This is a genomic window from Cryobacterium sp. TMS1-13-1, from assembly GCF_004403125.1.
Lineage (GTDB): Bacteria > Actinomycetota > Actinomycetes > Actinomycetales > Microbacteriaceae > Cryobacterium > Cryobacterium levicorallinum.
In genome coordinates this window covers 92,426-119,322 of the sequence record NZ_SOGX01000001.1, presented here as the reverse complement: position 1 = coordinate 119,322, position 26,897 = coordinate 92,426, and the positions used below count along the sequence as shown (strand labels likewise).

Sequence of the window (26,897 nt, the reverse complement as noted above, 5' to 3'; positions counted from 1 at the left end):
GGCGCCGGGCCCACCCTATGAACCGGGGCCCAGTCTATGAACTGGGCCCACGTTCCGGGCCCGGTCCCCGTGCACGATGGCGTCAGGGGGTGGCGCGATAGGTCAGAATTTCGGTGCCGTTGCCTTCGTCGTCGTCGTCGGGGGCCACCCGCATCGTCACGCAGCCCGAGTCGAGCGAGATCGAGAACGGGTTTCGAGTGACCGTGTGCCCGGCCGTCGAGTACAGGTCGATCGGAAATTCCCGAGCGATCGTGCGCTGTGCGGTGTCGATGAGTGCCAACCCGCCCAGCTCAAAGGCTCCGGATGCCCCGCTCAGCACCGCGATTCCGCTCGCGGCGATGAGACCCTCACCGAGAAAGCGGCAGTCCTGGTAGTCGATGAACCCGCTCGGATTCGGCCAATACGCGACCAACGCCCCAGCAACAGTCCAGGTGTAGAAGAACCGTGAGCCCCAGCTGGCGCCGTGCACGAGGCTATTCACCCGGTCGCAGACCACCCAGCTCACGTGGTCGGCGACCTGAAAGCGCTCCCGAACCTCGCCGGTCGCCGGGTCGATCGTCATGATCATGCTCTGGCCTCCCGGGCGGTACTGCGCCACCGACACCCACACCGAACTGCCGTCGAAGTCGATGCCGCCCGGGTGGTACATCTCGTCGTCGCCCACGATCAGGTCCCGCTGCAAGGCTCCCCGCTCGTCGATGATGAACACGTGACCCACTCCACGGGTTTCGGCCTGAATCTCCACCGAAGACAGAAAGGTGAGTCCCGCGGCGAAGGCCAGCCCCTGCGGGTGGAAGGTGGCAAAGTCGAGCGGTAACCGGTCGACCAGGTGCCAGGGCGTGTTCCGGTCGAGGCCGTCGAGTGCGGGCATCAGCTCGCGCGCACGGCGGCGCGCCACAGGCCATACACTTCCGTCGCGGCCTCGGGGGCGGCCACCAGAATGCCGCCGCGCCGAGGAAACGCGTTTGGAATCCCGTCTTCGTCAAGCACGACGCCACCGGCCTCCTGCACGATCAGGGTGCCGGCCAGATGGTCGACGGCGCTGAACTGGCCGATCACCGAGGCGGCTCCCCGTCCGGCGGCGATTCCCACGACGGTCAGTGTGGCTGAGCCCATCACCCGCATGATGCTGAACCGCTCGCCCAGCGCGGTCAGGAGTTCGATCATGCCCGGCCACGGCAGGTGCCCGGCGAGTTCCGTGTGCACGACCCGTCCGGCCAGCGACAGTGGTCCCTCGCCGGCTCGGGGCAGCGCCAGGGCAGCGCCATTGAGCCGGGCGCCCTGCCCGGCCACCGCTTCGAACAGGTCGCCGCGCCAGGGTTCGGACACGACGGCGACGTAGGGAACGTCATCCACCGCCAGGGCGAGTGAAAACGACGTCCACGGAATCAGGTTGGCGTAGTTTGTCGTGCCGTCGACCGGGTCGAGGTACCAGCACGGCACACCGGCCTGCGCCTCTCCGCCCATCTCTTCGCCGACGAAGTTGTGGCCGGGAAACTTGGCAGCAATCCGCGCGCGAACATGGGCCTCGACGGCAACGTCCACCTCGGTCACGAGGTCGCCGGGGTTCGCCTTGGTCGAAATTGTTCCCTTGTCGGCGGATCGGCTATAGTCCTGCGCCCAGATCGCGAGTTCCCGGGCGATCGCACTGGCCTCGCGCAGCTCGTCCGCCGAGAACGCCGACACCGCAGAGAAAGGCGCCGGCTCAGGCCCGACGGCCTCGCGCACGGTCTCGGCGAGCAGAGCCAACCGATTGGAGGTCACGGAATCCACGCCCAGCGCGAGCACCCACCGCATGATCGCGGCGCTATCGACCGTCCAGCAGGCGACCCCTAAGCCCAGGGCATGAATGTCGTCCACGAGCTTCCGGCTGAGCACGACATACTCCACGTTCACAAAATCCGGCCGGAGCTCTTCGATCAACTCGAGCGGTGGCGCCTCGCGCCGGTCCCACGGCAGCCAGATGCTAGCCGCAGCATCCAGAGAACGGATGCGCCGCATCCCGGCCAAACTTCCACACCACGCGACGTCCAGGCCGCTTTCTCGCACTACGTCAAAAGCCGGCGCGGCCGGCGCTTCCTCGTCCATGTCGATAAGCAGCAGGGCGGGGGAATCTTCGAACAGCTTCAGCGCGTCTCGCAACAACGGGACACGAAGATCGTCGCCGCCCAACAGGGCGACCTGCGCGTAGGTCAGGTCCGAGATGGCGGCGTCGAAGCCCCACAACCGAAGGAGGCTCGCATCGTGCAGCAACACCACCTGGCCGTCACGGGTGACCCGAACGTCGACCTCGACGTAGTCCGCTCCCGCCGCAATCGCCGATCGAATCGCTGCGAGGGTATTCTCCCGAAAATTCTGGGAATCCCCGCGGTGAGCGGTGACGGCGGCGACCCGCTGGGCGGCCGCGCTGGGCGCGCTCATGCCGCCACCCCGGCGGTCGTGACGAGCCGGCCCTGCCGAAAGGTAAGCGCCTTCTGGATGGCGGCGTGACCGCGATCGCCGGGCGCCGGTGGCAGCCCGGAGGCGAAGGCGCGAAGAGTGGCGTCATCGCGCTTCAGGTAGATTTCGTGAAAATGCCCGTGGGGCACGACGCGCTCGACGACGGCCGGGCGTGCATCGAATGATGCGTGCAGGGTGAACACCACGTCTTCCGGGCGAATGCCGATGACGTCGTCACCGGGCACGACGGCGCCGTTCACCAGCGAACCCTCGATCCGGTTCAGGCTGCCGATGAAGGTGGCGACGAATTCGGTTTCCGGCCGGGAATACAGCTCGGCCGGCCGGCTGAACTGCTCAATCTTTCCGGCGTTCATCACGGCGATTCGATCGGACATCGACATCGCCTCCTCCTGGTCGTGCGTCACGATCAGCGTCGTGATGCCCAGGCGCTGCTGAATTTCACGGATGTCCTCACGCACTTTCACCCGCAGCTTCGCGTCCAGGTTGCTGAGCGGTTCGTCCAGCAACAGCAGCTCCGGCTCCTGCACCAGGGCGCGCGCCAGGGCAACGCGCTGCTGCTCACCCCCGGAGATGCGGGCCGGCCGTGCGTTTTTGTGGTGCAGCAGGTTGACCAGCGCGAGGACAGCATCCACTCGCTGCTCGATCTCCTTTTTGCCGAGTCGACGCAGTTTGAGGGGGAAGCCGACGTTCTTCACGACCGTCATGTGCGGCCACAGCGCATAGTTCTGAAACACCATGGCACTGGGCCGTTTCTCGGCACCGAGGGCGGACACCTCGCGGTCGTGCACCTGGATCGAGCCGGCGTCGGGCGCGAGGAATCCGGCGATCATGCGCAGGGTCGTGGTTTTTCCACAGCCGGAGGGGCCAAGCAGGGAGACCAGCTCCCCGTCCTGCACGGTCAGGTCGAGATTGTCGATGATAGTCCGACCGCCGAGCGCCTTGTGGAGGCCGCGCACGCGCAGACCGCGCGAGCCGCCGGCATCCGTTTCACGGTGTGTGGGTGTCGTGGAATGTATTTCTTCGATCAAAGTCATGGTCTTCTCTACACTTCTTGCGATTGCCGGAGCGGAGCTATTTGATTTGGAATCCCTCGGCGAGCGTGCCGCCGACGATGTGCTTGTGCGCCGCCAGCAGCAGGGCGACCGAGGGGATGGCCAGCAGAATGGAGAACACAGCTGCCACCTGATTCGGGTAGTTGAGTACGAGGGTGTACATCTGTGTTGGCATGGTCATAATGTCGGGTGCGCCAATGAGATAGGTGCCCTGCGCCTCGTCAAACGACGCCAGAAACGACATCACCGCGGCCACCAAAATTCCGGGCAGGGCCAGGGGAAAGGTCACGCTGAGGAACACCCGCAGTTTCGAGGCCCCGGCGTCGCGCGCCGCTTCCTCGAGGCTGCGTGGCACCGCGGCGAAGGCGGCAGCGGGAATCCAGGTCATGAACACTACGGTTCCCAACACGTGCACTATCAACACGCCCAGCACGGTACTCATCAGGTTGAACGCGTAAAACAAGGATGCGATGGTGACGTACAGGCCCATTTTCGGAAAGGCGTTGAGGGCGAACAGTCCGATCAGAAAGGTTCGCCGACCCCAGAATTCGTAACGCGCGAAGGCATAGGCGGCCGGCAGACAAATGCAGGCCGAAACCAGCACGGTCAACGCGGCGAGCGCGAGCGAATTCTGCACCGCCCGGCCGAGTGTTTCGTCGCCGAGCACAACGCTCCACCAGCGCAGGGTCCAGCCGTCCGGGCCGAGGTTGGGGAAGGTCCAGGATTCGGCAAATGCTCGAATGCCCAGCCAGGCCAGCGGGCCGAGAATGAAAACGACCATGAGGACGAAAAAGAGCCCGCTGAGCGGACCGCTGAAGTTGAGCCGCGCTGCGTTCTGGCGCGCGCGCTTAGTGATCATCGTCATCAGATTTTTCCCTGATCCTTTGCTGATCGAAAGTTGGCCCAGACATACGCTGCAGCGATACCGGATGCGATCACAAAGACGATGAAGGCCATCACGACGGATTGCTGCGGCTGGTTGAAGGCCGAGAAATAGTTGGACATGCTCACGCCGAGCATGTTGGGCGCATTGGGCCCCGTGAAGTACGGCACCGTGAAGGAGCCGACCACGCCGATCGCGGTGAACGTGACCGCGATCAGGATCGGTACGAAGGCCATGGGAATGAGAATGGATACGACAATGCGCAGAAACCCGGCACCGGCGTCCCGCGCCGCTTCGATCATGGCGTTGGGAATGGCCTGCAGGCCGGAGGTGATCATGAGTACCGCGAACGGCAGCGAGGTCCACACGGATCCGATCACCACGGCGACCATGGTGAAGGCCCACACCGGCGCCTCGACACCGAACTGCGCAAAGACGCTGCGCACGAAGCCGTCACCGGAGTAGAACGTGACGATTGCCCAGGAGGCGATGACCACCGGGATTAACAGCGGGATGATCGCCAGACCGGACAGCAGCCGGGCCATCCGTCCGTCACGGAGTTTGAGGAACAGCCCGATGCCCAGGGCCAGAAAAATGACGATGACCGTGCTGAGCGCTGTCACGCCGACGGTGACCGAGAGGTCGCGCAGGATGCGGGAGTTCGAGAGCACCTCGATATAGGCCGCCGGTGTTCCCCACCAGTTCTCGGCTTCGTGCACGTTCAGGCCGATCGAGGCGATCACGTGGTTCAGGCCACCGGTCAGGCCGATGCTGAACGCAAATGCCAGGACGATCGGGAATCCCACGAACAGCAGAATCAAAATGATCGGGGGAAGGGCAAGGAAGAAGCCCAACGGGCGACGCGCCACAGCCGGGGTGGCTATGGCGCGTCGCTTTGAGCCCCTGGTCGGGGCGAGAGTCACTGTCCCGGAACTTCCTGATCCCACAGGTTGCTCAAGTCACTGCCCATCTGAGAGAAGTACCCCTTGCGCAGGTTGCCGGTGTCGGCGTCCTCGAACTCGTTCTGAACGTCGGCCGAAAGCAGGTCGAGGCTGATTGCCGGGAAGCCGGCGATCTCGTTCACGATCATTTCCTGAGCGTCGGGGGTCAGGACGAAGTTGGCGAGCTTGAGCGCACCCTCCTGGCGGGGGCTGGCAGCCGGAACGCCGAGGTAGGCCGCGCTTCCGGTGAAGGACGGGTCGGCGATCTGCGTGTAGTCCACGGACTCGCCAATCGCGCCGTTCTTCTTGCCGGAGATGAACATGTCGGACCAGACCGGCGCCATCGAGATTTCACCGCTCGCCAGCAGGTCCAGCGTCTGCTGGTTGCCGTTGGGGTAGAAACCATTCTGGTAGATGTACGGGTTCAGGCTGCGGAGCGTTTCGAACCCTTCGGTCCACTCGCTTTCCAATTCCTTCTCGTAGCCGACGGTCATTTTTGCGCGGGCATCCTCAGAGACGTACTTGTCGAGGACCGTCGCGACGAAGGCCGAGCCGGATCCGCCGGACTTCGGGGAGTTGTAGGTGAATTCGCCCGGGTTCGCCTCAATCCATGCCAGCAGCTCGTCGAGGGTCTTCGGCGGTGTCGGGATGGTGGCGGTGTCGTATGCCAGCAGAACGACGGAGCCACGGTAGGCGATCCCGCCGGCACCACCGGCCTCGACGACGTCACCCGGAATGTCATTGAAGGCGGGAATTTCGTCCGCGGTCATCGGCGTCAGCAGTCCGGCCTCGGCGGCCATGGGCACGAATCCGCCGTCAACGAGGTCGAAGCCCGGGTCCTTTTCCTGCTCCGTGGCACTCGTCAGCTTGGCCATCGTCTGGGCATCGTGCTCGCCGTGCAGATCGAGGTTGACCGCGACGGTGTAACCGGGGTTCTCCTCTTCGAAGGCGGGAATGAGGTGGTCTTCCCACAGCGCCTGGATGTTTTCACCGCCACTGATGAGTACCGTGAGGGCCTGATCGGCCGACCCATCGGTGTCCAGCGATGTTGCGGCGCTGCTCTGCACGCATCCGGCTAAGGCCAAGATCGCGACTGATGCTACGGCTGTGGCGGCAAGGAGCCGAGTTGTTTTCATTACTGTCCGTCTGCTATTTGGGCGATGGGTACGCCCCAATATGGAGCACACCGATCTTCCAAAATGCGGGTGACCAGCACATTGCCCGAAGGTAAACAGGAAACGTTGCCCCGTCGACGCGAAGGTGAACGCAGATCCCGTGGTACCGCGCGGGTCGGGCCCACCTTCGGGCTGCGGCTGCGGTGCACTCGCGAGGCCCACCTTATGAACCGGGGCTCAGCTTATAAACTTGGCCCGCGCTCGGTGCCCAGGCACCGTGCAGGGAAGAAGCTAGGGGGCGGGGCTGGACGTGATTTGGCGGGCGTAGAGAGACGCGTAGACGGCGCCTTGGGCCAGCAGGTCGGCGTGGGTGCCGCGCTCGACGATGCGGCCGGCGTCGACGACGAAGATCACGTCGGCGTCGACGATCGTCGACAGCCGGTGGGCGATCGCGATGGTCGTGCGACCGTGACTGGCCGTGTCCAGCGCGGCCTGCACCACGCTCTCCGAAATGGAGTCGAGCGCGCTCGTTGCCTCATCGAGGATGAGAACCGGGGGGTCCTTGAGCAGCACCCGGGCGATCGCGATGCGCTGCTTCTCGCCGCCGGACAGCCGATAGCCGCGCTCCCCCACCATAGTGTTGTACTTCTCCGGGAACGAGTCGATCGTGTCGTGGATGTTGGCGGCGCGCGCCGCCGCGATCAGCTCGGCATCCGTTGCCCCCGGTTTGGCATAGCGCAGATTCTCGGCGATGGTCGCGTGAAACAGGTAGGTTTCCTGGCTGACGATGCCGATGTGGGAGACGAGTGACTCTTGTTGCAGGTCGCGCACGTCGACGCCGGAGAACAGCACCCGGCCGGCCGAGGCCTCGTAGAAGCGCGGAATCAGGTACGACACGGTGGTCTTTCCGGCGCCGGAAGGCCCGACGAACGCCGCAAACTGGCCCGGCTCAATCGTCAGCGACACGTCGTCGAGGGTCGGTCGCGCGTCGCCGCCGGCATCGGGGTAGGCAAACCGCACGCGGTCGAACTCGACCCGGCCCCGATCGGTGCCGGCCGTCGGCACGAGCGCCGCGTCGGGCTTGTCACTGATCGCCGGCTTCAGGTCGAGGTACTCAAAGATGCGCGCAAAGAGTGCTGACGAGGTTTGCAGGTCGAGGGCGACCCGCATGAGTCCGAGCAGCGGAAAAATCAGCCGGGACTGCACGGTCGTGAAGGCCACGATCGTGCCGGGGGTGATCTCGGTCGTTCCGTTGAACACGAGCGCGCCGGCCACGAGGTAGACGATCGCGGGAATCGCCGACAGGAACACGCTCACCGTGGCGAAGAACCACTGGCCGCTCATCTGCTGGCTCACCTGCAGCCGCACCTGGTTGCGGTTCTCCTGCGCATACCGATCGATCTCATTCTGCTGCCGGGTGAAGCTCTTCGACAGCAGAATGCCCGACACGCTCAGCGTCTCCTGCGTGATCGCGGTCATGTCCGAGAGCGACTCCTGGGTCTTTCCGGCGATGCGCGCCCGCACCTGCCCGACCCGGCGCTGGGCGAACACCAGAACCGGCATCAGCACGACCGCCACGATGGTCAACTGCCAGTTGAGCAGCAGCATCGCCACGAACGCCGCGATCACCGTGACCGTGTTGCCCAGGATGCTGGAAATCGTGTTAGTCAGCACCGTCGCGACACCACCGACATCGTTTTGCAGCCGCGACTGAATCACGCCGGTCTTGGTTTTGGTGAAGAAGCTCAGTTCCATCGCCTGCAGGTGTGTGAACAGGCGCACCCGCAGGGCGCCCATCACCTTGTTACCAACGCTCGCGGTGAGCCAGGTTTGCCAGACGCCGAGCAACGCGTTGACCAGAAAGACGCCAAGCATGAGCGCCACGAGCACACCGAGCACCGAGAGATTCGGGGTGCCGCCGGGCGGAAAGAGGCCGTCGTCGAAGGCCCGCTGGGTGAGGAGCGGCGGCACCACCGAGAGGGCTGCGCTGATCAGAACGAGTACGACCGTGACGATGAGGGTGTTGCGGTGCGGCGCGAACAGGTCGGTGATGCGGGCGAGCAGGTGCGGGATGCGCGGCGCGAGCGCGTTCTCGGCGCGCTGCGCCGCGGTATCCGCTCCACTGACTCGCTTGCGGGGGCGCTCCACCCCCGTCTGCTGCCGCGGGCCATGACCAGGGGCACCGTGCATTCCACTCATGCACTTACTCTAAACGCAGCTGTGGACTACTTTTTCGGTCGGCAGCAAAGCAGCGCACACCACGCCGCGAGGCGGATGTCCCGACTCGGCCCAGGAACCTCCGTCAATTCCAGTTCAACCGGGCCACGACAGCTGCGTGATCGGTCGGCCACGCATTCTCAAGGTGGTGGCCTAGAACGCTCGCACCCAGGCCAACTTGGCGGTTTTCACCGATGCGGCGCTTTGGGGGTGCCTCGCTCTCTGCCTCACCGGCTACGGTATATGCCGCTAAGGCGCGCGCACCCCGGCTAAAGATGAAGTCAATCCGGTCCCGAGGTTCCTCATCGGATGGGATGATCGGCGACCAGGTGTGCCCGGGCGCGACACCAACATTCGGATGAACGACTCGAAATGCATCGGCGTACCCCGCGACCTCGAGCATGCGTGAAGTGGGCCACTCGACAGTATTGGCGCGGTGTCCCGGCTTCCAGTCCAGATGCGAGGGCACGTTGAAATCACCCATGATGAGAATGGAATCCTGTGCAGACACAACGCCCTCGCGCTCGAGCCGGCCCTGTTCAGACAAGATTTTCGCGAGCTCGCCTGTGCGTCGGCGTTCGCCCCGGCTGGCGAGGGTATAGCGCGCAGGAATGCGCGCATCATCGGCCGTATAGGGGCCGTAGTCCGAGTGCCACAGGTGCGCTGACCACACCGTGACGGCACCGGTCGGTGTGAAAACGGTGGCACAGGTTGCGAAGGGATCGGTCTCGGTGTAATGAAGCGACAGTGGATACGGACTTATCACCGCGGTGTCATGACCCTGTTGCGCGATATTCCACCCCATCGCCGCCGCCAACCGACGGCCATGATCCCCGAAAGACTCCTGCAGGGCCACGATCGAGTGGGAAGATTCTTGAAGGTACGCGACCTGCTTGGCGTGGCCGTCGTTGGAGTGGCATCCGCCGAACCAGAGATTCCAGGTCATGGCGGTCACACCCTGCTCCGGCGATTCCGGAGTGAACGTAGCGGGCGCCGCTGTCTGAGGAGCTGAGGACTGCGCCACTGGCACGGTTGTTCGCACGGTGAATTCACCGGTCCGCCCATTCCATTCCGGTACTAAACCATCCGTCACCAGCAGAAAACGATAGGTCCCGTCGGGCAGGTGGGCCAGATCTATTGAGAGTGATTCCCTATCGTTGGGCACGGATGCCGATGCCACGGGTAGACCTGCCGGCAGCTCGTTCCACAGACAGTCGCTCTGGGCATAAACCTGCACCCGCGCCGTTTGTTCGGCCGGATATTGGCACTGCACGGTCAAAGTCGACGTCGCCGCGTCGAAGGAGCCCCCGACGAGAGTGTACGGCCCGACCTGCGCGGGCTTCTCCCGTTCCAAGATACGGGCCCAATCGACGAGTTCTTCTTCGAGCAGAGTGGTGTGCCGCACGTGGCAGTCGAGGACCACTTTCGGGTCAGCGTTGACGCCGACAACGAGCAGACCGGCACTCATGGCAGCCAACGCCCCCACCGCCGAGTCTTCAAAGGCGACGGCTGTCTCGGCGGTTACCGATGGATCGAGTTCGTGCAGTTTGCGGAGGGCAGCCACGTACAACTCGGGAGCGGGTTTGCCCGCCGACACCTCATCCCGGGCGACGGAACACGTGATCAAGTCACGCACACCGATACGTTCCAGAATCTGGTCGAGCAGCGCACGCGGACTGTTTGACGCGACCGCGACGGGGAATCGTGACGCGAGTTCACTCACCAGGGCCACAGCTCCCGGCATCGCGGTCGCCTCCTGGGCGATGAGGGATTGAAATTCTTCGGACAGCGACACCTCCAATTTGTTTACCGAGGGGGTCGGAAGCCCGGCATCGGCGAGGATCGTCACGAGCTGCGCGGCCACGTCGTCTATTGCGCCACCACGAAAACCGGCCAGGTCGGTCAGGGTTGTGCCGCGCTCGTTCGCGCACGCAGCCACGGCACGCAACCAGAGGTCCTCGGTGTCCGCGAGTAGTCCGTCGCAGTCAAAAATGATCGCGGATGCTGCGCCCGGCAGCAAGCTCGCGCTCACGTCAATGCTGGTGTTGAGAAATTGGGCTTGCATTTATGCCTCCATCCGAAGCGCCGGGCGCCCCGTAAGTCGAACCTGAACTCTCAGGCCGATCGCTAATTTGGCTACGCTAGCCGAGGGAACGTCGACCTTGATCTCGGAACTTCCGTGACTAATGTCACCCTCGATCTTGGCCGTGATGCGAGTCGTCGCACCGCGGTAAACGTGGGAAATGATGTGGGCAGATCCGCGCTCGGACGCCTCCAGCATGAGTAATTCGGGCCGCACATAGAGCAAATCACGATCGCCATCACGGTGGGGCGTCCAGAGCTCAGGGACGGCCGCGCCGCGGGCGACGGCGAGCTGGTTCGTCGTACCAACGAAGCGAGCAACGAAATCAGTGCTCGGTTGGTCGTAGAGAACCCCCGGCTGGTCAATCTGTTCGATTCCACCGCCCCGCATGACCGCCACCCGATCGGCCATCGCTAGCGCTTCATCCTGGTCATGGGTGACGAAGAGCATCGTGATCCCGAGCCGGAGTTGCAGGTTGCGAATCTCCTCCCGAAGTGAGGCGCGCACCCTGGCATCCAGAGCCGACAGGGGTTCATCCAAGAGCAGCACCCGAGGCTCAACGGCGAGCGCTCGTGCGAGCGCGACGCGCTGTTGCTGTCCGCCGGAAAGTTGGGCCGGAAACCGATCTGCGAAACCGGGCAGCCCGACCAGCTCAAGCAAAGAGGTCAGTTTCGCTACCCGCTTGGCCTTGCCTTCGCGTCGCACGACGAGTCCGAACGATACGTTGTCGGCCACACTGAGGTTGGGAAACAGACTGTACGACTGAAACACCATGCCAATGCCGCGACGGTGGGCCGGGACCTGCAATACATCGCGCCCGTCCACCGTGACAGTACCGCTCGACGCGGTCTCGAACCCGGCAAGAATTCGCAGCGCTGTTGTTTTTCCGCAGCCAGAAGGGCCGAGCAGTGCAACAAATTCCCCGGGTTCGACAGTGAGGTCAAGGCCAGTGAGCACGGTGGTATCACCAAATTGCTTGCTCACCGATGTGTACTCGATACGCGCCCCCGTTGCACTTCGGGGGTGAGCGATTGTTGCTGTAAGCGTCACGATTCGTGTCCTTTCAAGGCCAGGGCGCGCGCGGGAGCTGCCCGTCCGGCGAGTACGGTCATGGCGATCAACAGTGCCCAGGTGAGGGCGTTAATGAGGAGGGACATGGAAATGGACGCGCGAAAATTGGATCCGGCAATTTGGGTGAGCCAAACCGGCAGAGTTCGATAGCCAAGCGTCACCGCCATCGTGAATTCACCCAGGCACAGTGCGATACAAAAGAAGACACAGAAGATGACTGGCCCTTTAATGTTGGGCAGGATGACCCGCCGGAGCACTGTGGCGCTGCTTGCCCCGAGTGAATGTGCGCTCTCGACGAGGGTGCGCAGATCAATGGTGCGCAGACCAGCATCGAGCGATCGAAATACGAATGGCAGGGTTAAGACGATGTAGCTGCCGATCAGAACGATGGGCAGGTCGGGGTTTTGCAGCAGCTGGCTGATCTGAGCCGGCACGGAACCGCGACCGAAACTGGCCATGCTGCGCAGCACGGTGACTAATCCGGCCGCTAGAGCGATTGACGGTACGACGAGGGGGATCGTGCAGACGATCTCAATAATGGGGCGCCACCGGGGCGCCTTCAGGTGGATATACACCATGGTCGGAACCATAATGGCCAGCAGCCCGAAAACGGTCAGAACGGTTATGAGCAGCGTCAGCGAAAGCGCACCGAAAAATCCGGGGTCACGCACCGATTCCAGATACGGCTCAAAGGTGAATCCGATGGTGGGCACGTAGATGCTGAAGGCTAAAGCGCAGAGCATCGGCACCGCAATGTAAAGCGCCACCAAGATGATCAAGGCCCAGCTGAGCCCCGGCGCCACGATACGGATGCCGCGCGCCGCACGCGTCGGCTGCTTCATTTGAACCATCTCAGACTCCGTTTCTGCAGCGGCATGTAGACGAGTAAGACCAGCAGGGCCACGATGATCATGTTGACACCCAGTGCCATAGCCACATTCTCCTGTCCGGCCAAGTTGCCACCGGCCAGTCCACTGTCGATGCGGAGGGTAATGAGGGGTACTCCGCCGCCTCCGATCAGGGCCGCGGCCGAGGCGTGGGTCGCGAACGACGCGCCAAAGAGCAGGACAAATCCGGCCAGAATCGCCGGAGTGGCGATCGGCAAGCCGACCTTCTCCCAGAAGTGCCAGCTGGTTGCCCCGACGGAGGCTGCCGCCTCCTTCCATTCCAAGCGCAGGCCGGCCAGGGTGGGCAAAACAACCATGACCATGGTCGGTATCAGAAAATACTGATACATCAGAATGAGTCCGCCGCTGCTGTAGAGGGTGAAACCCAGGTCCGTCAGTGACAGGAGCCCCGTCATGATGCCGGCGTTCCCGACCGCCGCGATGAAGGAGAACGCGAGCGGAACGCCTCCGGAATTGGCCAGCACGCTCGTGAGCACGGTGACCACGGCGGTGAGTTTCTTGGAGCGCGTAGTGAGAATGGCCTGCGCGAGGGCCAGACCGATAATGCCGCCGGTCAGTGCGGCTATCAGGCTAATCTGCAGGCTGTTCTGCATTGCCTCCCAGGACGCCCCCCGGAAACTGGCCACAAAGTTGGCCAGGCTGGGCACGTAGCTTCCCGGGTCGTTGACGTCGGCGACTCGAAACGCCGACAGCACGATGCCGCAGACCGGCACGCCCAGAAAAAATGCGATGAAGACTAGGAAAGGGATCAGTCCCATGAACGAGGAGTCGCCTCGGCGCTCGGGCCGAGCGGGCGACGAATGAACGAGATCCGTTGCCCGGTCGACCGAATCAGTGCCGGAGGGTGCGTCGCTCCTAGCCACCGTGAGCGTCACGAGGCGACCGCTGCGTCCCACTTCTCAGCCAGCAGCAGGTTGGCGGCGCTGCGCTGGGCTTCGGACGGAAACTCGAAGCCGTTCGTGACGGTCGGGAGCCTATCGGCCGCAGCCGTGTCGACAGCACCGGATTCGACCAGTGCGTCAAAACGCACGGGTCGGGTGTAGCCATTGAGCAGGATGTTCTGCCCCTCGTCGGAGTACATGAACTCGATCCAGAGGCGCGCCGCAGCGGGGTGCGGGGCATCTGCGTTGATCGACGCGGCGTAATAGGACGCCATGGTGCCGTCGGTCGGGATGGCAACCTGAAAATCGACACCAGCCGCGGCAGTGTCATCGGCGACAGCCAAATTCAGGTAGTCCCAGTTGATGATGATGGGGGTTTCACCGGTTTCCAGTGTTCCAGCGTTGGCCTCAACGGGAATGAGGATGCCGCTCGCCGACAGCTCCGCCATGAAGTCGATACCCGGCTGGATATCGTCGAGGCTACCGCCCATCGCCATTGCTGCGGCCCAGACTGCGTTGAAGCCGGATTCGCCCTGGGCAGGGTTTCCGGTGAGGGCGACCTTGCCGGCGTACTGCGGGTCGTCGAGTTCGGCGAAAGAGCTGGGGCACACCGCCACCGCCACCGCGTCACACCCGATAGTGACATAACCGCCGTACTGGTTCGTCCACCGTCCATCGGTGTCCGTCAGCGCCGGGTCAATATCAGCGACCGTGGCAGGACGATATTCAGCCAGGAGCCCCTCCGCACTGGCGCTGTTGGCGAAGGAAACTCCGGTGTCGAGGTAGTCGAGAGACCGGCTCTGGCCAATGCGGTTCTTGATGGCATTGATCTGGTCCTGGCTGGAACCGGCCGAGGTGTCGTTGTCGACTTCGATGCCGTAGGTCGCCGTGAATTCCTCTACCAACACCCCATAGTTGGCCCAGTCCGGATACAGTCCCATGACGTTCAGGGTTCCTTCAGCCTGCGCAGCACTGACAAGGCTGTCCAGCCCCCCACCGGCTTCGACCGATGTCGCGGCGGCCCAGCCGGCGTCCGCGGCAGCGTCAGTGGCGGTGCTAGCACAACCAGACAGGCCAATCGCGCCGACAAGCAGGATTGCGGGCAGGTAACGGCGGTGCGACGTGTTCATTGAAATCCTCTTCAGCCAGAATGATCGTGTACCGGAGGGTCACCGACGGAAACTCCCGAGACAAAAGATCATCGCTCACCCAACTTCTCTAGTGAACTTTGATCTTTGACGTTCGAAGTTCACTAGAGAAGTTGGGCCGGGACGGGTAAATTGAGTGACGAGTAGGTAAACGCTCGGTGAACCCCCAGTGCGGGAGCCCGGTGCGGTCGTCGCACGTTGCGGTGACGCAATACTTTGGACAGTGATCCAGGCTGGGCGCTCAGAGCGCGGCCGTACAGAGTGAGGTTGGGCGTGGCGCGGTATCACGACATTGCAGAAGCCGTTCGAGGCGCAATTACCCGGGGCTTCTATGAGCGCGGAAGTCAGCTGCCCAGCGAACGTGAGCTCTCGGAAAAATTCGACGTTGCTCCCGGTACCATCCGGCAGGCGCTGGGCGAACTCGAAACCGAGGGGGTCCTGGCCTCCCGTCGTGGCAGTCGGCGCACCGTCGTCGGCGAGCCGCGGCTAGCCGCCACGTTCGAAGAATTTCGAAGTTTTGCCCAATGGGCGTCGTCGCGCGGGCGCGTGCCAGCCGGCCACGTCATCTCGGGGGTGTGGCAGGACGCTTCGCCGCTCGACCGCGAGGAACTTCGGCTACCGAGAGCCGCTCGCGTATTCTGCGTTGTGCGGGTACGCCTGCTTGACGGCAGCGCCATCATGGTGGAGCGCACCCGCTACCGGGACTCGGTCGGCGCCGAGGTGGAGCAGATTCCGTCCGACTGCCCGTCGGTGACTGCCTGGCTCGCGGCGACGGCCAACATCACTTTCTCCCGCGCGGAGCATCAGTTTTCCGCCTGCCCAGCAGGGGCGGAAGACGCGCGGCTGCTCGATGTACGCCGCGGGTCCCCGCTGCTCATGCACAAGCGCGTTAGCTTCAGCCGCGACGGCCTACCTCTGGAGTGGTCAGTCGACCGCTACGTCGCCGGCACCATCAGCCTCGTCGTCGACAACTCCCTCAACGCCAACGCCTTGCGCTGGGAATGACGATCGAGGGCCACCCGCCGGGGTCGGCCCGGCAACCATTCACCGGAGATCTGCAGGCCCACCTACCCCTTGGTAGACCCGGCCAGCAGGCCCCGCACGAAGAAGCGTTGCAGGGAGAAGAACACGATCAGCGGCACCAGAATAGACAGGAACGCACCGGCCGTGAGCAGATGCCAGTCCTGGCCGCGGGCGCCGGAGAGTTCGGCGAGCAGCTTGGTCATCGGGGCGACCGCGCCGTCGGCGAAGATTAGCGCCACCAGCAGGTCGTTCCAGACCCACAGAAACTGGAAGATGGCGATCGAGGCGATGGCCGGCATGGTCAGGGGCAACACGATGCGGAAGAAGATCTGCCCGTGGCCAGCGCCATCGACCCGAGCGGCTTCAATGACTTCGGCCGGTATCTCCGAGACGAAGTTGTGCAGCAGATAGATGGCCAGCGGCAGGGCAAACATGGTGTGCGCGATCCAGACCTGCGAATAGCCGCTGCCCGGGTTGAGCGCCGCGACCACCGGGTAGCCGAAGAGCGTGCCGCCGGAGAAGAACTGCAACAACGGAACGAGCGCCATCTGAATCGGCACGATTTGCAGGGCGAAGACTCCGATGAACATCACGTTCTTGCCGCGAAAATCGATCCAGGCAAAGGCGTAGGCCGCAAGGCTGGCAATCATCAACGGGATGAGCGTGGCCGGGAGAGTGATTGCGATCGAGTTAATGAACGACCCGGCCAGATTGATCTGGCTATTGCCGGCGGCCAGAGCCGTGATGTAGTTGTCGAAGGTGACCCCGGTGTTGGTGAAGATGGTCCACCAGCCGGTGGTGCGCACTTCCTGCGCCGGTCGGAATGACGACACCAGCAGGCCCAAGGTAGGGATAGACCAGAGCACCGCGATGATAAGCGCCCCGATGGTCGCTCCGCGGCTGGTCAACCGTTTCTTGGTCTTGCGGGCGATCGTTGCTTCCGCGCTCCGGGCACTGCGGCGCTTAGTGGTGGCGTCTACCGGAATGACCACGCTCATCGGATTTCCCTCTGCTTCTTAATCTGGCGGGCGTTATAGACAACGATCGGAAGCACCAGCAGGAAGAGCACCAGAGCGAAGGCGGCGGAGCGACCCTGCTCGAAGTTCTTGAACTGGGTGTACATTTCGTTGGCCACGACGCTGGTCTCGTTATTGCCGGCCGTCGTGGTGCGCACAATGTCGAAGACCTTGAGCGAAATAATAGAAATTGTCGTCAGAACGACGACGAGGGCGCCGCGGATGCCCGGAACGGTAACGTTCACGAACTGCTGCCAGGCGTTGGTTCCGTCGAGTTCGGCGGCCTCCATCTGCTCGGTCGGTACGCCTTTAATGGCGGCCGAGAGCACGACCATCGCGAATCCGGTCTGCACCCAGATCAGAATCACGATCAAGAACAGGGTGTTGAACGGAGAGAAGGAGAGAAAGTCGACCGGCTGGCCGCCAAACAACACCACGATCTGGTTGAGCAGGCCGATCTGCTCCTGATCGGCCGGGCGGGCCGTGTAGACGAAACGCCAGATGATGGATGCCCCCACCAGCGAAATAGCCATCGGCATAAAGACCAGAATTTTGAAGTATTTTTCACCGCGGCTCTTGTCGATGAATACCGCGTAGGCGAGGCCGGCAATGGTCGAGACGGTCGGGACGATGAGCACCCAGACGATCGTGTTGAGCACGATGCGCACGTTTTCGGGCTGGGTGAAGATCCAGACGAAGTTTTCCAGGCCGACGAACCGGTCACCGCGAGCGCTCATGAAGGCCTGCACGGTGGTTTGAATCGTCGGAATGACCAGGCCGATGGCCAGCAGGAGCATGGCGGGAGCGAGAAAACCAACCAGCTGAAATAGGTACCCAGCGCCCTTGCGCGATCGATAGTCGATATAGAAGAAGCCGAGGCCCAGCACACCGGCACCGATGATGGCCCAGGTGTAGGAGTTGGCCACCAGCAGAATAAGCAGGGGTGCCAGAACGCAGACGGCGAGACGAATGACAGTGTAGATGCGGCCAGAGCGGGGGGCAATCTCTACAAAGAACAAGATGGCACCGACAACGACACCGAAAGCCAGAATGACGATCGGAACTTGTGCCAGCGCTGGTAATTGCGCCAGCCAGGAGAAGAATGCGGACATCTGAAACCTTTCGAGTGCGGCAGTGAACCCTGGTATTCGCTCGACAACCGGTGAAAACGTATACGCAACGTACGCCTGTCACGCACGGTGTGCCGCCCGTTTCTGAAGGCGGGCGGCACACCGTTTCATGCCTGAGTGTTGACTGTTTCAGGCTAGCTCGACGGCCAACCCGCTTCGATGCTGGTGAGCACCTCGCTGGTCGGCGTGCCGTTGATCCAGCTCACCATTCCCTTCCAGAACGTTCCGGCTCCCACGGCACCCGGCATCAGGTCGGAGCCATCGAAACGGAAAGTGGTGTCCGGGTCCTGCAGGATCTTGATCGCTTCCTGCAGGATGGGGCTCGTCGCCTTGCTGGCATCGAGTCCCTTGTTGGCGCTGATCACACCACCCAGGCCCACCCGGCTGTTGGCCCAGTCGGCGCTGGAGAGGTACTCCAGAACTGCCTGCGTGTCGGCATCGTCGGAGAATGCACCGACGATTTCGCCACCACCGGTAACAGCCTGGCCGCCCGCCTCAACGGAAGGGGTGATGAAGGCCCAGACGTCAGCATCGGGACCGACCTCGCCACCGGCATCCGTGATGAAACCATCAAAGAAGGATGCCTGGTGGGTCATCGCACAGGTTCCGTCAGAGACCGGGATGGCAACGTCACCGAAGGGGGTGCTGTTGATCGATGCGACGTCGCCGTAGGTGGCATTGACAAAGGCCGGGTTGAGCAGAATTTCGCCCAGCGAGTCGAAGGCCGACGCGATGGCCGGGTCGGTGAAGGGAATCTCGTTGGCGACCCACTTGTCGTAGGTCTCGGCGCCGGCCTCGCGCAGCACCAGGTCTTCGACCCAGTCGGTTCCCGGCCAGCCGGTGGCGTCGCCAGAGCCGAAGCCCGCGCACCATGGGGCCGCGCCGGTCTTTTCCTGGATGGTCTGGGTAACGGCGAGCAACTCGTCCCACGTCGTGGGCACTTCAACGCCCCACTCCGCAAACTTCGCCGGCGAATACCAGACAAAACCCTTGACGCTCGCCATGAGGGGGGCGCCGTAGAAGACGTCGTCGACCGTGCCGTAGGCCTTCCAGTCGGCCGACCAGTTCTCGTCGGCGTTCGCCTCGACGGCCGCCGGGGCGGGCTTCAGAAAGTCGCGGGAGGCCAGGTCTTTCATGAGGCCGGGCTGCGGGAAAATCGCGATATCGGGGGCATTGCCACCCTGGGCGCGAATGGAGATCTGCGACTCGAACTCCTTCGACGATTCGTACTGAATGTCAATGTTGTTGTCTGCTGCCCAGCCGGCCCAGGACTCTTCGAGCAGCTTGGCCTCGGTGTCGGCGATCGTGCCATAGATGGTGACGACGCCGTCGCCCTCGGCGCCAGCGTCCTTGGTGGTAGCTCCCGGGCCGCCGGAGCAACCGGTTAGGGCCAGACCCGCGATCGCCGCCAGGGCGAGCGGTGCTGTAATTCGACGGTGCAGGGAAGACCGCATCTTGTTTCTCCTCATTGAGTGGTGCTTGGTCGAGTGGTGGTGCTGAGATTCTGCCAGGGCCGGTGGCTCCGGACTAGTGGCACCGGCCCAGAATAAGCTATTTCTGCCACAACTCGGGAACCGGTTCCACACCATAAAGTACGTCACCCGATCAGCGATAGCAACCCTGGGAAGATAACAAAATGGCAAAGATCCAAAACCTGCCGCTGGGAACCCTCCATGTGTGGCGGAACATCAGCAGAGAATCAAGGGTTATCATGGAACCGGTTCCATGATGCGCCAACCCGCGCTATCGTGTCTGAGAACCAGTCGCCAAAGACGGAGACCAGATGAGTTCAATTGCCGATGTCGCGCGCCTCGCCGATGTGGCCAAGGCCACTGCCAGCCGGGCGCTGAGCGGCCGGGGCTACGTCTCGGCCGAGACTCGCCAGAAGGTTGTCGACGCGGCCAGGCAGCTCGGTTACGTTGCGTCACAAAACGCCGCCAGCCTGGTGACCGGCCGAACCAAGAGCGTCGGGGTGATCATTCCTTTTATTAACCGTTGGTTCTTCGCCGAGGTGCTGGAAGGCGTGGAAGAGGCACTGCTCGAGCAGGGCTATGACATGACCCTGTACAACCTGTCCCTCGCCTCTCCCGAACGCGAGCGCGTCTTTGAGTTCTTTCTGGCCCGCAAGCGTTTCGACGGCATTGTCTCGGTGGGCGTTGCCCTGAGCGACGCCGAGGTCAATCATCTACATCGTCTGGGGCGCCCGCTGGTCGGGATCGGCGGCGCTATTCGCGGCGTACCCACCATTTCCATCGATGACGTTGCCGCCGCCAGGCTGGCCACAGAGCACCTGCTCAGCCTCGGGCATCGCGACATCGTGCACGTCGGCGGCAGTCGGATCAATGAGATGGATTTTCACGTGCACAGAAACCGCTACGGCGGTTTCGAGGCGGCCATGACGGCGGCGGGTTTACCGGTGCAAGGGTGCCTTCATACCTCTGAATTCACCGTTCCCGGCGGCTATGAGCGCGGCCTGGCCCTCCTCGGCGACCCCCGGCAGCGACCGACCGCGATCTTCGCGGCGAGCGACGAGATCGCGATTGGACTCATTGTCGCGGCTCGGGAATTGGGCATCCAGGTGCCAGCAGAGCTCAGCGTGATCGGAATCGATGGGCATCCATATTCCACAATGTTTCGTCTCACAACACTGGAACAGCATCCGCGTCGGCAGGGCCAGCTCGCGGTTGCCTCGCTGCTGGCCGAGTTTGAGAACCCCACGCTTGGTGGGCACGATGACGCTTCCACCGTGCTCCAGACGAACCTCGTTATTCGTTCGAGCACGAGCGCGCCACGTCAACCGACCGTCTCGGGTTCCTGACGACACACCTGCGCGAGCGCGGCATCCGCTGTGGGTAACGCTCATCAGGCCCGCTGGGGTACGACAACGGGGCGCCGTCTCCTTTCGGAAACGACGCCCCTTGCGCACTGATCGACCCGAAGGTCCATCGGCTACGCCTCAATCAGAGCCCCTGTGGGGCGATGATTACTTGAGGGTAACGGTTGCGCCGGCCTCTTCGAGGGAAGCCTTGGCCTTCTCGGCAGCATCCTTGGCAACGCCCTCGAGGACGGCCTTCGGCGCGCCATCGACAACGGCCTTGGCCTCGCCGAGGCCCAGGCTGGTGAGCTCGCGCACAACCTTGATGACCTGGATCTTCTTGTCGCCAACGGCGTCAAGGATGACGTCGAACGCGGTCTGCTCTTCGACCTCTTCAGCAGCAGCGGCGGGGCCAGCGGCTCCGGCAGCGGCGACGGGAGCGGCTGCGGTGACCTCGAAGGTCTCCTCGAACGCCTTGACGAACTCGGAAAGCTCGATGAGGGTCAGGCCCTTGAACTGCTCAAGCAGGTCTTCAGTGGAAAGCTTTGCCATGATGTACTCCTATTAGTTTCTTAAAAATTCGTGAACCGTGAACCAGGCAGGTGCCTAGTTCGCGGACTCCTGCTTCTCACGCAGCGCGTCGATGGTGCGAACAGCCTTCGACAGCGGTGCCTGGAAGAGATAAGCGGCTCCGAACAGCGATGCCTTGAAGGCGCCGGCCAGCTTGGCCAGCAGCACCTCGCGGGACTCGAGGTCGGCAAGCTTGCCAACCTCCGCTGCGGTGAGCGGGTTACCGTCAAAGTAACCGCCCTTTACCACCAGGAGAGGGTTTGCCTTGGTAAAGGCACGCAGGGTCTTCGCGACGGCGACGGGGTCTCCGTGCACGAAGGCGATAGCGGACGGACCGACAAGTTCCTCGTCGAACGAGGTGATGCCGGCCTTGTTGGCCGCAATCTTGGTGAGCGTGTTCTTTACCACGGCGTACGTGGCGTCCTCACTGATGGACTTACGCAGGCTCTTGAGCTGCGCAACAGTGAGACCGCGGTACTCGGTGAGCAGAACGGCGGTCGAGCTCTGGAATTTCTCCGTAAGCTCGGCGACCGTTGCTTCCTTGTTCGCCATGGTGCTCCTCATTAATAATCATGTGCCGGGTAGCCCGGGGCGCAGACATGAAAAAAGCTCCAGCGCAGGGCGCCGGAGCTTGGGGAACAATCCAAAAGACTGTAACTGAACTTCGAACACCTGCGCGGGCCGTTCACGTGAATGAACCTTCGTCTGCACTTCTGTCTTTCGACATAGCGCAGTAACCGGCGGTCTGTGGCTGAAGTACACCCTACGGCAGGTTGCGGGCGCGCGCAAATCAGCATCCACTTACCGGCCAGTGTCGCGGCTGCCGACGCGAAATGGTTGACATGCATCCACTACCTACCTATCGTTGATATCTGTCAACCACTTAAGGAGTCGCATGGCACGCGCCAGTCGAACCGCTCGAGAGCCGGCCCCCGACGGTTCGAGGGCACACCGCCAGGTGCTCGAAGCCCTGTCGGGCCTGCTGCTGGGCATGTTCGTGTCAATTCTGGCGAACACCGTCGTGAGCACCTCGCTGCCGCTCATTCTCAGTGACCTCAAGGGCTCGCAGTCGGCCTATACCTGGGTCGTCACGGCGACGCTGCTCGCCACGACGGTGAGCACGCCCATCTGGGGCAAGGTCGCCGACCTGTTCAACCGCAAGCTGCTCATTCAGCTGGCCCTCGCCGTCTTCGTCATCGGCAGCGCCCTCGCCGGTTTCTCGCAGGACTCGGGCACCCTCATCGCGTTCCGGGTGCTGCAGGGCCTCGGCGCCGGCGGCCTGGTCGCCCTCAGCCAGATCATCATGGCCGACATCATCAGCCCCCGCGAGCGCGGCCGCTACGCCGGCCTGTTCGGCGCGGTCATGGCCCTCGGCACCATCGGCGGCCCGCTGCTCGGCGGCGTCGTAACGGATGCCTTCGGCTGGCGCTGGAACTTCTTCATCGCCCTGCCGGTGGCAATCGTCGCCATCGTGCTGCTGCAGCGCACCCTGCACCTGCCGGCACGGCCGAAGCGGGTCGTACGCATGGATTATCTGGGCGCCGCGCTCATCACGAGCGGCATCTCACTGCTGCTGATCTGGGTGACCCTGGCCGGTTCGCAGTTTAAGTGGCTGTCGCTGACCTCGTGGGTCATGGTAATCGGTGCCGTCCTGCTGCTCGTAGCGGCCGTCATCGTCGAAATGCGCGCCACGGAGCCGATCATTCCGCTCAGCCTGTTTCGCAATCACACCTTTACCTTCGCGACGGTCGCGAGCCTCGCGGTCGGCGTCTCCCTGTTCGGCACCTCCGTCTTTCTCAGCCAGTACATGCAGCTCGCCCGCGGCGCGACGCCGACCGAGTCCGGCCTGCTCACCATTCCCATGATGGGCGGCCTACTCATCTCGTCGACGCTGTTCGGAACCGTGATCAGTCGGCGCGGCACCTGGAAATCGATCATGGTCTCCGGCTCCGTGCTCATGCTCGTCGGCACCACCCTGCTCGGCACGCTCGATGTGCACACCAGCCTCGTCTTCGTCGGCGTCTATATGTTTACCCTCGGAGCCGGCCTGGGCATGGTCATGCAGAACCTCGTTCTGGTCGTGCAGAACACCATTGAGGTGCGACACCTCGGCGTCGCCACCAGCTCGGTCACCTTCTTCCGCAGCCTCGGCGGCGCGGTCGGTGTCTCGGTGATGGGGTCGATTCTGGGCAGTGTCGTCGCCACGCAGATCAGCAGCCGCGTCGGCAATCTCAGCCCCGCCAATCAAGCGGATGCGGGTCGACTGCTGGGCGACGGTGTCATCCCGCAGGTCAATCTGCTGCCCGACGTGCTGCGCATCATCGTGGAAACGGCCTACGGCTCCGGCGTCGGCCTGATCTTTCTGGTCAGCGCGCCGCTGGTTCTCGTGACCCTTCTCATGGTGTCGCTGCTGCCCAATCATCCGCTCGGCACGGAGACCGGCATCGATCGGGTGCGCTCGGCCACCGTAGAGTCGACTCCGGCGCCGGAATCGACCCGGCTGCGCGAGACGGAAACCGTGGAGGACATCGTGATCGACGTGAGTGCGGCATCCGCTGGCCTGCTGCCGGTTGGGCGCGCCCACGATACCCAGTCGATTCGTATCGTGCGGCCCGCGAGCGACAAGACCAGGACAACACGCGATGAGTGACACGGTCGCACCGACATTTGTGGATGGTGAGAGCCCCGAACTCGCCCGGGTTGAGGCACAAATGGCCCTGCTCGCCTCGGGAATCCGGGCCAGCACCCGGTCGACCGCGGCCAGCATCGACCCGGCCCTGGAGCCGTTCGGGCTGGCTGTGCTGCGCGTGCTCGCTCGACGGGGTGAAACCCACGCCGGAGTCGTCGCCGAGGTGCTCGCGGTGGATCGGAGCATGATCAGCCGCCAGGCCAGGCTGCTCTGTGGGCTGGACCTCGTCGGAACCCGGGTCGATCCGCTCGACGGTCGCGCGCGGTTTCTGGCGCTCACCCCGCTCGCCGAGGCGAAGCTGGCCAAGGTGCGCCGCGAGCGCACCGCTCTCGTTCACCGACGCCTCAGCACCTGGACGACCGCCGAGCTCGACCAGTTCGCCGTTCTGCTGGAGCGGCTGAACGAAGCCGATTAGGCCGCGACGAGCGGAAGCGCCACCCGAAACTGGGTGCGACCGGGAACGCTCTCGACACTGACCTCGCCGTGGTGCGCAGCGACGACCGCTGCCACGATGGCGAGGCCCAGGCCGGTGCTGCCGGTTCCGCGAAAGCGTGAGCTGTCGCCGCGGGCGAACCGTTCGAACAGGGTGTTTTTGAGGGCATCGGGAATGCCCGGACCGTTATCGGTGACCGTGATGACGGCCTGGTCGCCGATGGCTGTGAGCGCGATGACCACGCTGGTGCCGGCATCCGTGTGGATCCGGGCGTTAGCGAGCAGGTTGGCGATGACCTGACGCAGGCGCGGTTCGTCGCCGGTCGCCTCGATCGGTTCTTCGGGCAGCTCGACGTTCCAGCTGTGATCGGGGCCGGCGGCGTGCGCGTCGCTGACGGCGTCGACGAGCAGCATGGTGAGGTCCACCGGCTCCAGTTCGAGTTCGCGGCCCTCGTCGAGGCGGGCCAGCAACAGCAGGTCCTCGACCAGCCCGGTCATGCGCACCGACTCCGACTCGATGCGACCGAGCGCATGTATGGCGTCGGGCGGCAGCTCCTGGCCGCTGCGGCGGGTGAGTTCGGAATACCCGCGAATGGATGCCAGCGGGGTGCGCAGTTCGTGGCTCGCGTCGGCGACGAACTGGCGCACCTTGCGTTCGCTCGCCTGCCGAGCCTCCAGGGCGAGGTCGACGTGGTCGAGCATGCGGTTGAGGGCGGCGCCGACCCGGCCGACCTCGGTGCGCGGATCGGTGTCGCCGGCCGGAACCCGATCATCGAGCGAGACCTCGCCGCGGTCCAGCGGCAGCTGCGCGACCCGGGTGGCGGTCGCGGTGACCCTCTGCAGTGGACGCAGGGCCAGCCGCACCACCCAGGCGGCGATGATGGCGACGATCATGAGTCCGACGAGCGAAACAAGGCCAACGATCAGGGCCAGTTGGGCGGCCGTGGCCGCAACTCCGGAAAGCGGAAGGCCGACCAGATAGAGCGTGCCGGTGCGGGACGTTTCGGCCTGCACCCGGTACTCGCCGAGTTCGCCGCCGAGGTGCACCGTGACCGGCGTCGATTGGTTGACGTGGTCGGCGAGGATCTGCACCTGCTCCGACGTGAGTGCCTCGATTTGTCCGCTCTCGTCGTCGGTGTAGCCGGTCGTGATGCTGGTTCCGTCGTAGACGAGGGCGAGCAGTCCGGGCGGCTGGGCCGGGCCGCTGAGAATGCTGTCGGCCGTCGGAGTGCCGAAGTAGGGGTTGCCGGGCAGGTCGCCGAGACGGTCGCCGTCGTTGTCGCCGACGCCGCCGAGCGCGGCCCCGGAACGGTCAGCGGCCGAGGCGAGCTGTAGGTCTAGCCGGTCGACCAGGGAGGCGCGCAGAATGACGACGCTCACTATGCCGATCGTGATGCTCACGACCGCGAGCAGCCCGACGACGGTGAGCACGAGGCGGCGCTGCAGGGTCCAGGGCGAGCGGGGGCGGCCGCGGCGACGGGGCATCCGCTCAGTCATGAAGCAGTTTTGAGCATGTAACCGGCGCCACGCACCGTGTGGATCATCGGCTCGCGGCCAGCATCGACCTTCTTGCGCAGGTACGAGATGTAGATTTCGACGACGCTGGATTTGCCGCCGAAGTCGTAGCTCCAGACCCGGTCGAGAATCTGGGCTTTGCTGAGCACCCGGCGCGGATTGCGCATGAGAAAGCGCAGCAGTTCGAACTCGGTCGCGGTCAGTTCGATGGCGCCGCCGTCGCGAAACACCTCGTAGCTGTCCTCATTGAGGGTGAGGTCGCCGACGGTAATGCGCGGGTCGGTCGAGTCGGCCACGGCGAGGGTGGAGCGGCGGATGAGACCGCGCAGCCGGGCGACGACCTCCTCGAGGCTGAACGGTTTGGTAACGTAGTCGTCGCCGCCGGCGGTGAGGCCATTGATGCGGTCGTCGAGGGAATCCTTGGCGGTCAGAAACAGCACCGGTGTCTCGTAGCCGTCGGCGCGCACCCGCTGCAGCACCTGCAGGCCGTCGATGTCGGGCAGCATGATGTCGAGAACGATGGCGTCGGGGCGGAATTCGCGGGCGATGCTGAGTGCCTGGCGGCCTTCGCCGGCGGTGCGCACCTCCCAGCCCTCGTAGCGCAGGGCCATCGAGAGCAGATCGGTGAGCGTCGGTTCGTCGTCGACGACGAGTACGCGAATGGCACTGCCGTCGGCCTTGGTCAGTCGGGGGCCGTGGCCGGTGTGCGTGCTCTCACGTGTGCTCATAGTAGTAAGTATCGCTACTTTTCTATGAGTCGACTATGCGTTACCCTAGCCCTCACTGTGAGCAGCCTTGCCCGGGCGTGCGAATTTGCCGCGTGCTGGGGCAACCCTTGGGTTTCGTCCCGAATTCTGCCGTAAATCCTGAGGCGGGGCGAGCATGATCGATCAGACACGAGGTGCGACACGGGGGGAACCGGCCATGACCTTGACAGCCCTGCTCCGC

The 26,897-nt window shown here is 63.7% G+C and carries 23 protein-coding genes; 4 read left to right on the top strand and 19 right to left on the bottom strand.

Annotation, left to right across the window (positions count from 1 at the left end; all coding sequences use genetic code 11):
- Positions 1-82: 82 nt before the first annotated feature.
- The 12 genes from E3T31_RS00620 to E3T31_RS00565 all read right to left on the bottom strand — a co-directional run bounded on the left by E3T31_RS00620 (position 83) and on the right by E3T31_RS00565 (position 14,741).
- The gene (locus E3T31_RS00620) at positions 83-871 is read right to left on the bottom strand and encodes a DUF6454 family protein (protein ID WP_134467011.1); all 789 of its coding nucleotides are present in this window, start codon (positions 869-871) and stop codon (positions 83-85) included.
- Positions 871-2,421: an inositol monophosphatase family protein gene (locus E3T31_RS17560; protein WP_166788341.1), complete on the bottom strand. Its 1,551-nt coding sequence runs from the start codon at positions 2,419-2,421 to the stop codon at positions 871-873. The genes E3T31_RS00620 and E3T31_RS17560 overlap by 1 nt, the downstream gene beginning before the upstream one ends.
- Positions 2,418-3,494 carry an ABC transporter ATP-binding protein gene (locus tag E3T31_RS00610; RefSeq protein WP_134467010.1) on the bottom strand — a complete coding sequence of 359 codons (1,077 nt, stop codon included), beginning with the start codon at positions 3,492-3,494 and terminating at the stop codon, positions 2,418-2,420. Before E3T31_RS00610 ends, E3T31_RS17560 begins: the two co-directional genes overlap by 4 nt.
- Before the next feature lie 37 nt (positions 3,495-3,531).
- Positions 3,532-4,377: an ABC transporter permease gene (locus E3T31_RS00605; protein WP_241977442.1), complete on the bottom strand. Its 846-nt coding sequence runs from the start codon at positions 4,375-4,377 to the stop codon at positions 3,532-3,534.
- Entirely contained in the window at positions 4,377-5,318 is a 942-nt protein-coding gene (locus E3T31_RS00600; protein ID WP_134467009.1) for an ABC transporter permease, read from the bottom strand. The genes E3T31_RS00605 and E3T31_RS00600 overlap by 1 nt, the downstream gene beginning before the upstream one ends.
- A complete protein-coding gene (locus tag E3T31_RS00595; protein WP_134467008.1) occupies positions 5,315-6,472 on the bottom strand; it encodes an extracellular solute-binding protein in 1,158 nt (385 codons plus the stop codon). Before E3T31_RS00595 ends, E3T31_RS00600 begins: the two co-directional genes overlap by 4 nt.
- Positions 6,473-6,742: 270 nt before the next feature.
- Positions 6,743-8,641, bottom strand: a complete 1,899-nt coding sequence (locus tag E3T31_RS00590) for an ABC transporter ATP-binding protein (protein ID WP_134467070.1) — start codon at positions 8,639-8,641, stop codon at positions 6,743-6,745.
- A gap of 112 nt (positions 8,642-8,753) precedes the next feature.
- Positions 8,754-10,733 (bottom strand): HAD family hydrolase, encoded by a 1,980-nt coding sequence (locus tag E3T31_RS00585; protein ID WP_134467007.1) that lies wholly within the window; start codon positions 10,731-10,733, stop codon positions 8,754-8,756.
- A complete protein-coding gene (locus E3T31_RS00580; protein ID WP_134467006.1) occupies positions 10,734-11,801 on the bottom strand; it encodes an ABC transporter ATP-binding protein in 1,068 nt (355 codons plus the stop codon). It lies immediately after the preceding gene.
- Positions 11,798-12,664 carry an ABC transporter permease gene (locus E3T31_RS00575; RefSeq protein WP_166788340.1) on the bottom strand — a complete coding sequence of 289 codons (867 nt, stop codon included), beginning with the start codon at positions 12,662-12,664 and terminating at the stop codon, positions 11,798-11,800. The genes E3T31_RS00580 and E3T31_RS00575 overlap by 4 nt, the downstream gene beginning before the upstream one ends.
- Complete coding sequence (locus E3T31_RS00570) at positions 12,661-13,488, bottom strand: ABC transporter permease subunit (RefSeq protein WP_166788339.1); 828 nt, start codon at positions 13,486-13,488, stop codon at positions 12,661-12,663. The genes E3T31_RS00575 and E3T31_RS00570 overlap by 4 nt, the downstream gene beginning before the upstream one ends.
- Before the next feature lie 113 nt (positions 13,489-13,601).
- The gene (locus E3T31_RS00565; RefSeq protein WP_134467003.1) at positions 13,602-14,741 is read right to left on the bottom strand and encodes an extracellular solute-binding protein; all 1,140 of its coding nucleotides are present in this window, start codon (positions 14,739-14,741) and stop codon (positions 13,602-13,604) included.
- Positions 14,742-15,032: 291 nt separating this feature from the next.
- Between E3T31_RS00565 and E3T31_RS00560 the strand changes: the two genes are divergently transcribed.
- Positions 15,033-15,764 carry a GntR family transcriptional regulator gene (locus tag E3T31_RS00560; protein ID WP_166788338.1) on the top strand — a complete coding sequence of 244 codons (732 nt, stop codon included), beginning with the start codon at positions 15,033-15,035 and terminating at the stop codon, positions 15,762-15,764.
- Between the two features lie 62 nt (positions 15,765-15,826).
- Here the strand turns inward: E3T31_RS00560 and E3T31_RS00555 are convergent, their stop codons facing one another.
- The 3 genes from E3T31_RS00555 to E3T31_RS00545 form a co-directional block, all read right to left on the bottom strand.
- Entirely contained in the window at positions 15,827-16,780 is a 954-nt protein-coding gene (locus tag E3T31_RS00555) for a carbohydrate ABC transporter permease (RefSeq protein WP_134467001.1), read from the bottom strand.
- Positions 16,777-17,910 carry a carbohydrate ABC transporter permease gene (locus E3T31_RS00550; protein WP_134467000.1) on the bottom strand — a complete coding sequence of 378 codons (1,134 nt, stop codon included), beginning with the start codon at positions 17,908-17,910 and terminating at the stop codon, positions 16,777-16,779. Before E3T31_RS00550 ends, E3T31_RS00555 begins: the two co-directional genes overlap by 4 nt.
- A gap of 152 nt (positions 17,911-18,062) precedes the next feature.
- A complete protein-coding gene (locus tag E3T31_RS00545; RefSeq protein WP_134466999.1) occupies positions 18,063-19,382 on the bottom strand; it encodes an ABC transporter substrate-binding protein in 1,320 nt (439 codons plus the stop codon).
- 329 nt (positions 19,383-19,711) lie between these two features.
- Here E3T31_RS00545 and E3T31_RS00540 point away from each other — a divergent pair, with 329 nt between their 5' ends.
- Positions 19,712-20,746, top strand: a complete 1,035-nt coding sequence (locus E3T31_RS00540) for a LacI family DNA-binding transcriptional regulator (protein WP_134466998.1) — start codon at positions 19,712-19,714, stop codon at positions 20,744-20,746.
- Positions 20,747-20,911: 165 nt separating this feature from the next.
- Here E3T31_RS00540 and rplL read toward each other — a convergent pair whose 3' ends face one another.
- Together rplL and rplJ are read right to left on the bottom strand one after the other, a co-directional pair.
- A complete protein-coding gene (gene rplL, locus E3T31_RS00535) occupies positions 20,912-21,295 on the bottom strand; it encodes a 50S ribosomal protein L7/L12 (RefSeq protein WP_092340409.1) in 384 nt (127 codons plus the stop codon).
- Positions 21,296-21,349: 54 nt separating this feature from the next.
- Positions 21,350-21,865, bottom strand: coding sequence for a 50S ribosomal protein L10 (gene rplJ, locus E3T31_RS00530; protein ID WP_104177188.1), 516 nt, complete (start codon positions 21,863-21,865; stop codon positions 21,350-21,352).
- Positions 21,866-22,208: 343 nt separating this feature from the next.
- Here rplJ and E3T31_RS00525 point away from each other — a divergent pair, with 343 nt between their 5' ends.
- Both E3T31_RS00525 and E3T31_RS00520 read left to right on the top strand, forming a co-directional pair.
- Positions 22,209-23,963: an MDR family MFS transporter gene (locus tag E3T31_RS00525; RefSeq protein ID WP_134466997.1), complete on the top strand. Its 1,755-nt coding sequence runs from the start codon at positions 22,209-22,211 to the stop codon at positions 23,961-23,963.
- Complete coding sequence (locus tag E3T31_RS00520) at positions 23,956-24,417, top strand: MarR family winged helix-turn-helix transcriptional regulator (RefSeq protein ID WP_104132162.1); 462 nt, start codon at positions 23,956-23,958, stop codon at positions 24,415-24,417. Before E3T31_RS00525 ends, E3T31_RS00520 begins: the two co-directional genes overlap by 8 nt.
- On the opposite strand, the gene E3T31_RS00515 is transcribed toward E3T31_RS00520, so the two are convergent.
- Positions 24,414-25,931 carry a HAMP domain-containing sensor histidine kinase gene (locus tag E3T31_RS00515; RefSeq protein ID WP_198416953.1) on the bottom strand — a complete coding sequence of 506 codons (1,518 nt, stop codon included), beginning with the start codon at positions 25,929-25,931 and terminating at the stop codon, positions 24,414-24,416. The two genes, E3T31_RS00520 and E3T31_RS00515, sit on opposite strands and share 4 nt — an antisense overlap.
- Positions 25,928-26,677, bottom strand: a complete 750-nt coding sequence (locus E3T31_RS00510) for a response regulator transcription factor (protein ID WP_134466996.1) — start codon at positions 26,675-26,677, stop codon at positions 25,928-25,930. Before E3T31_RS00510 ends, E3T31_RS00515 begins: the two co-directional genes overlap by 4 nt.
- Positions 26,678-26,897: the final 220 nt, after the last annotated feature.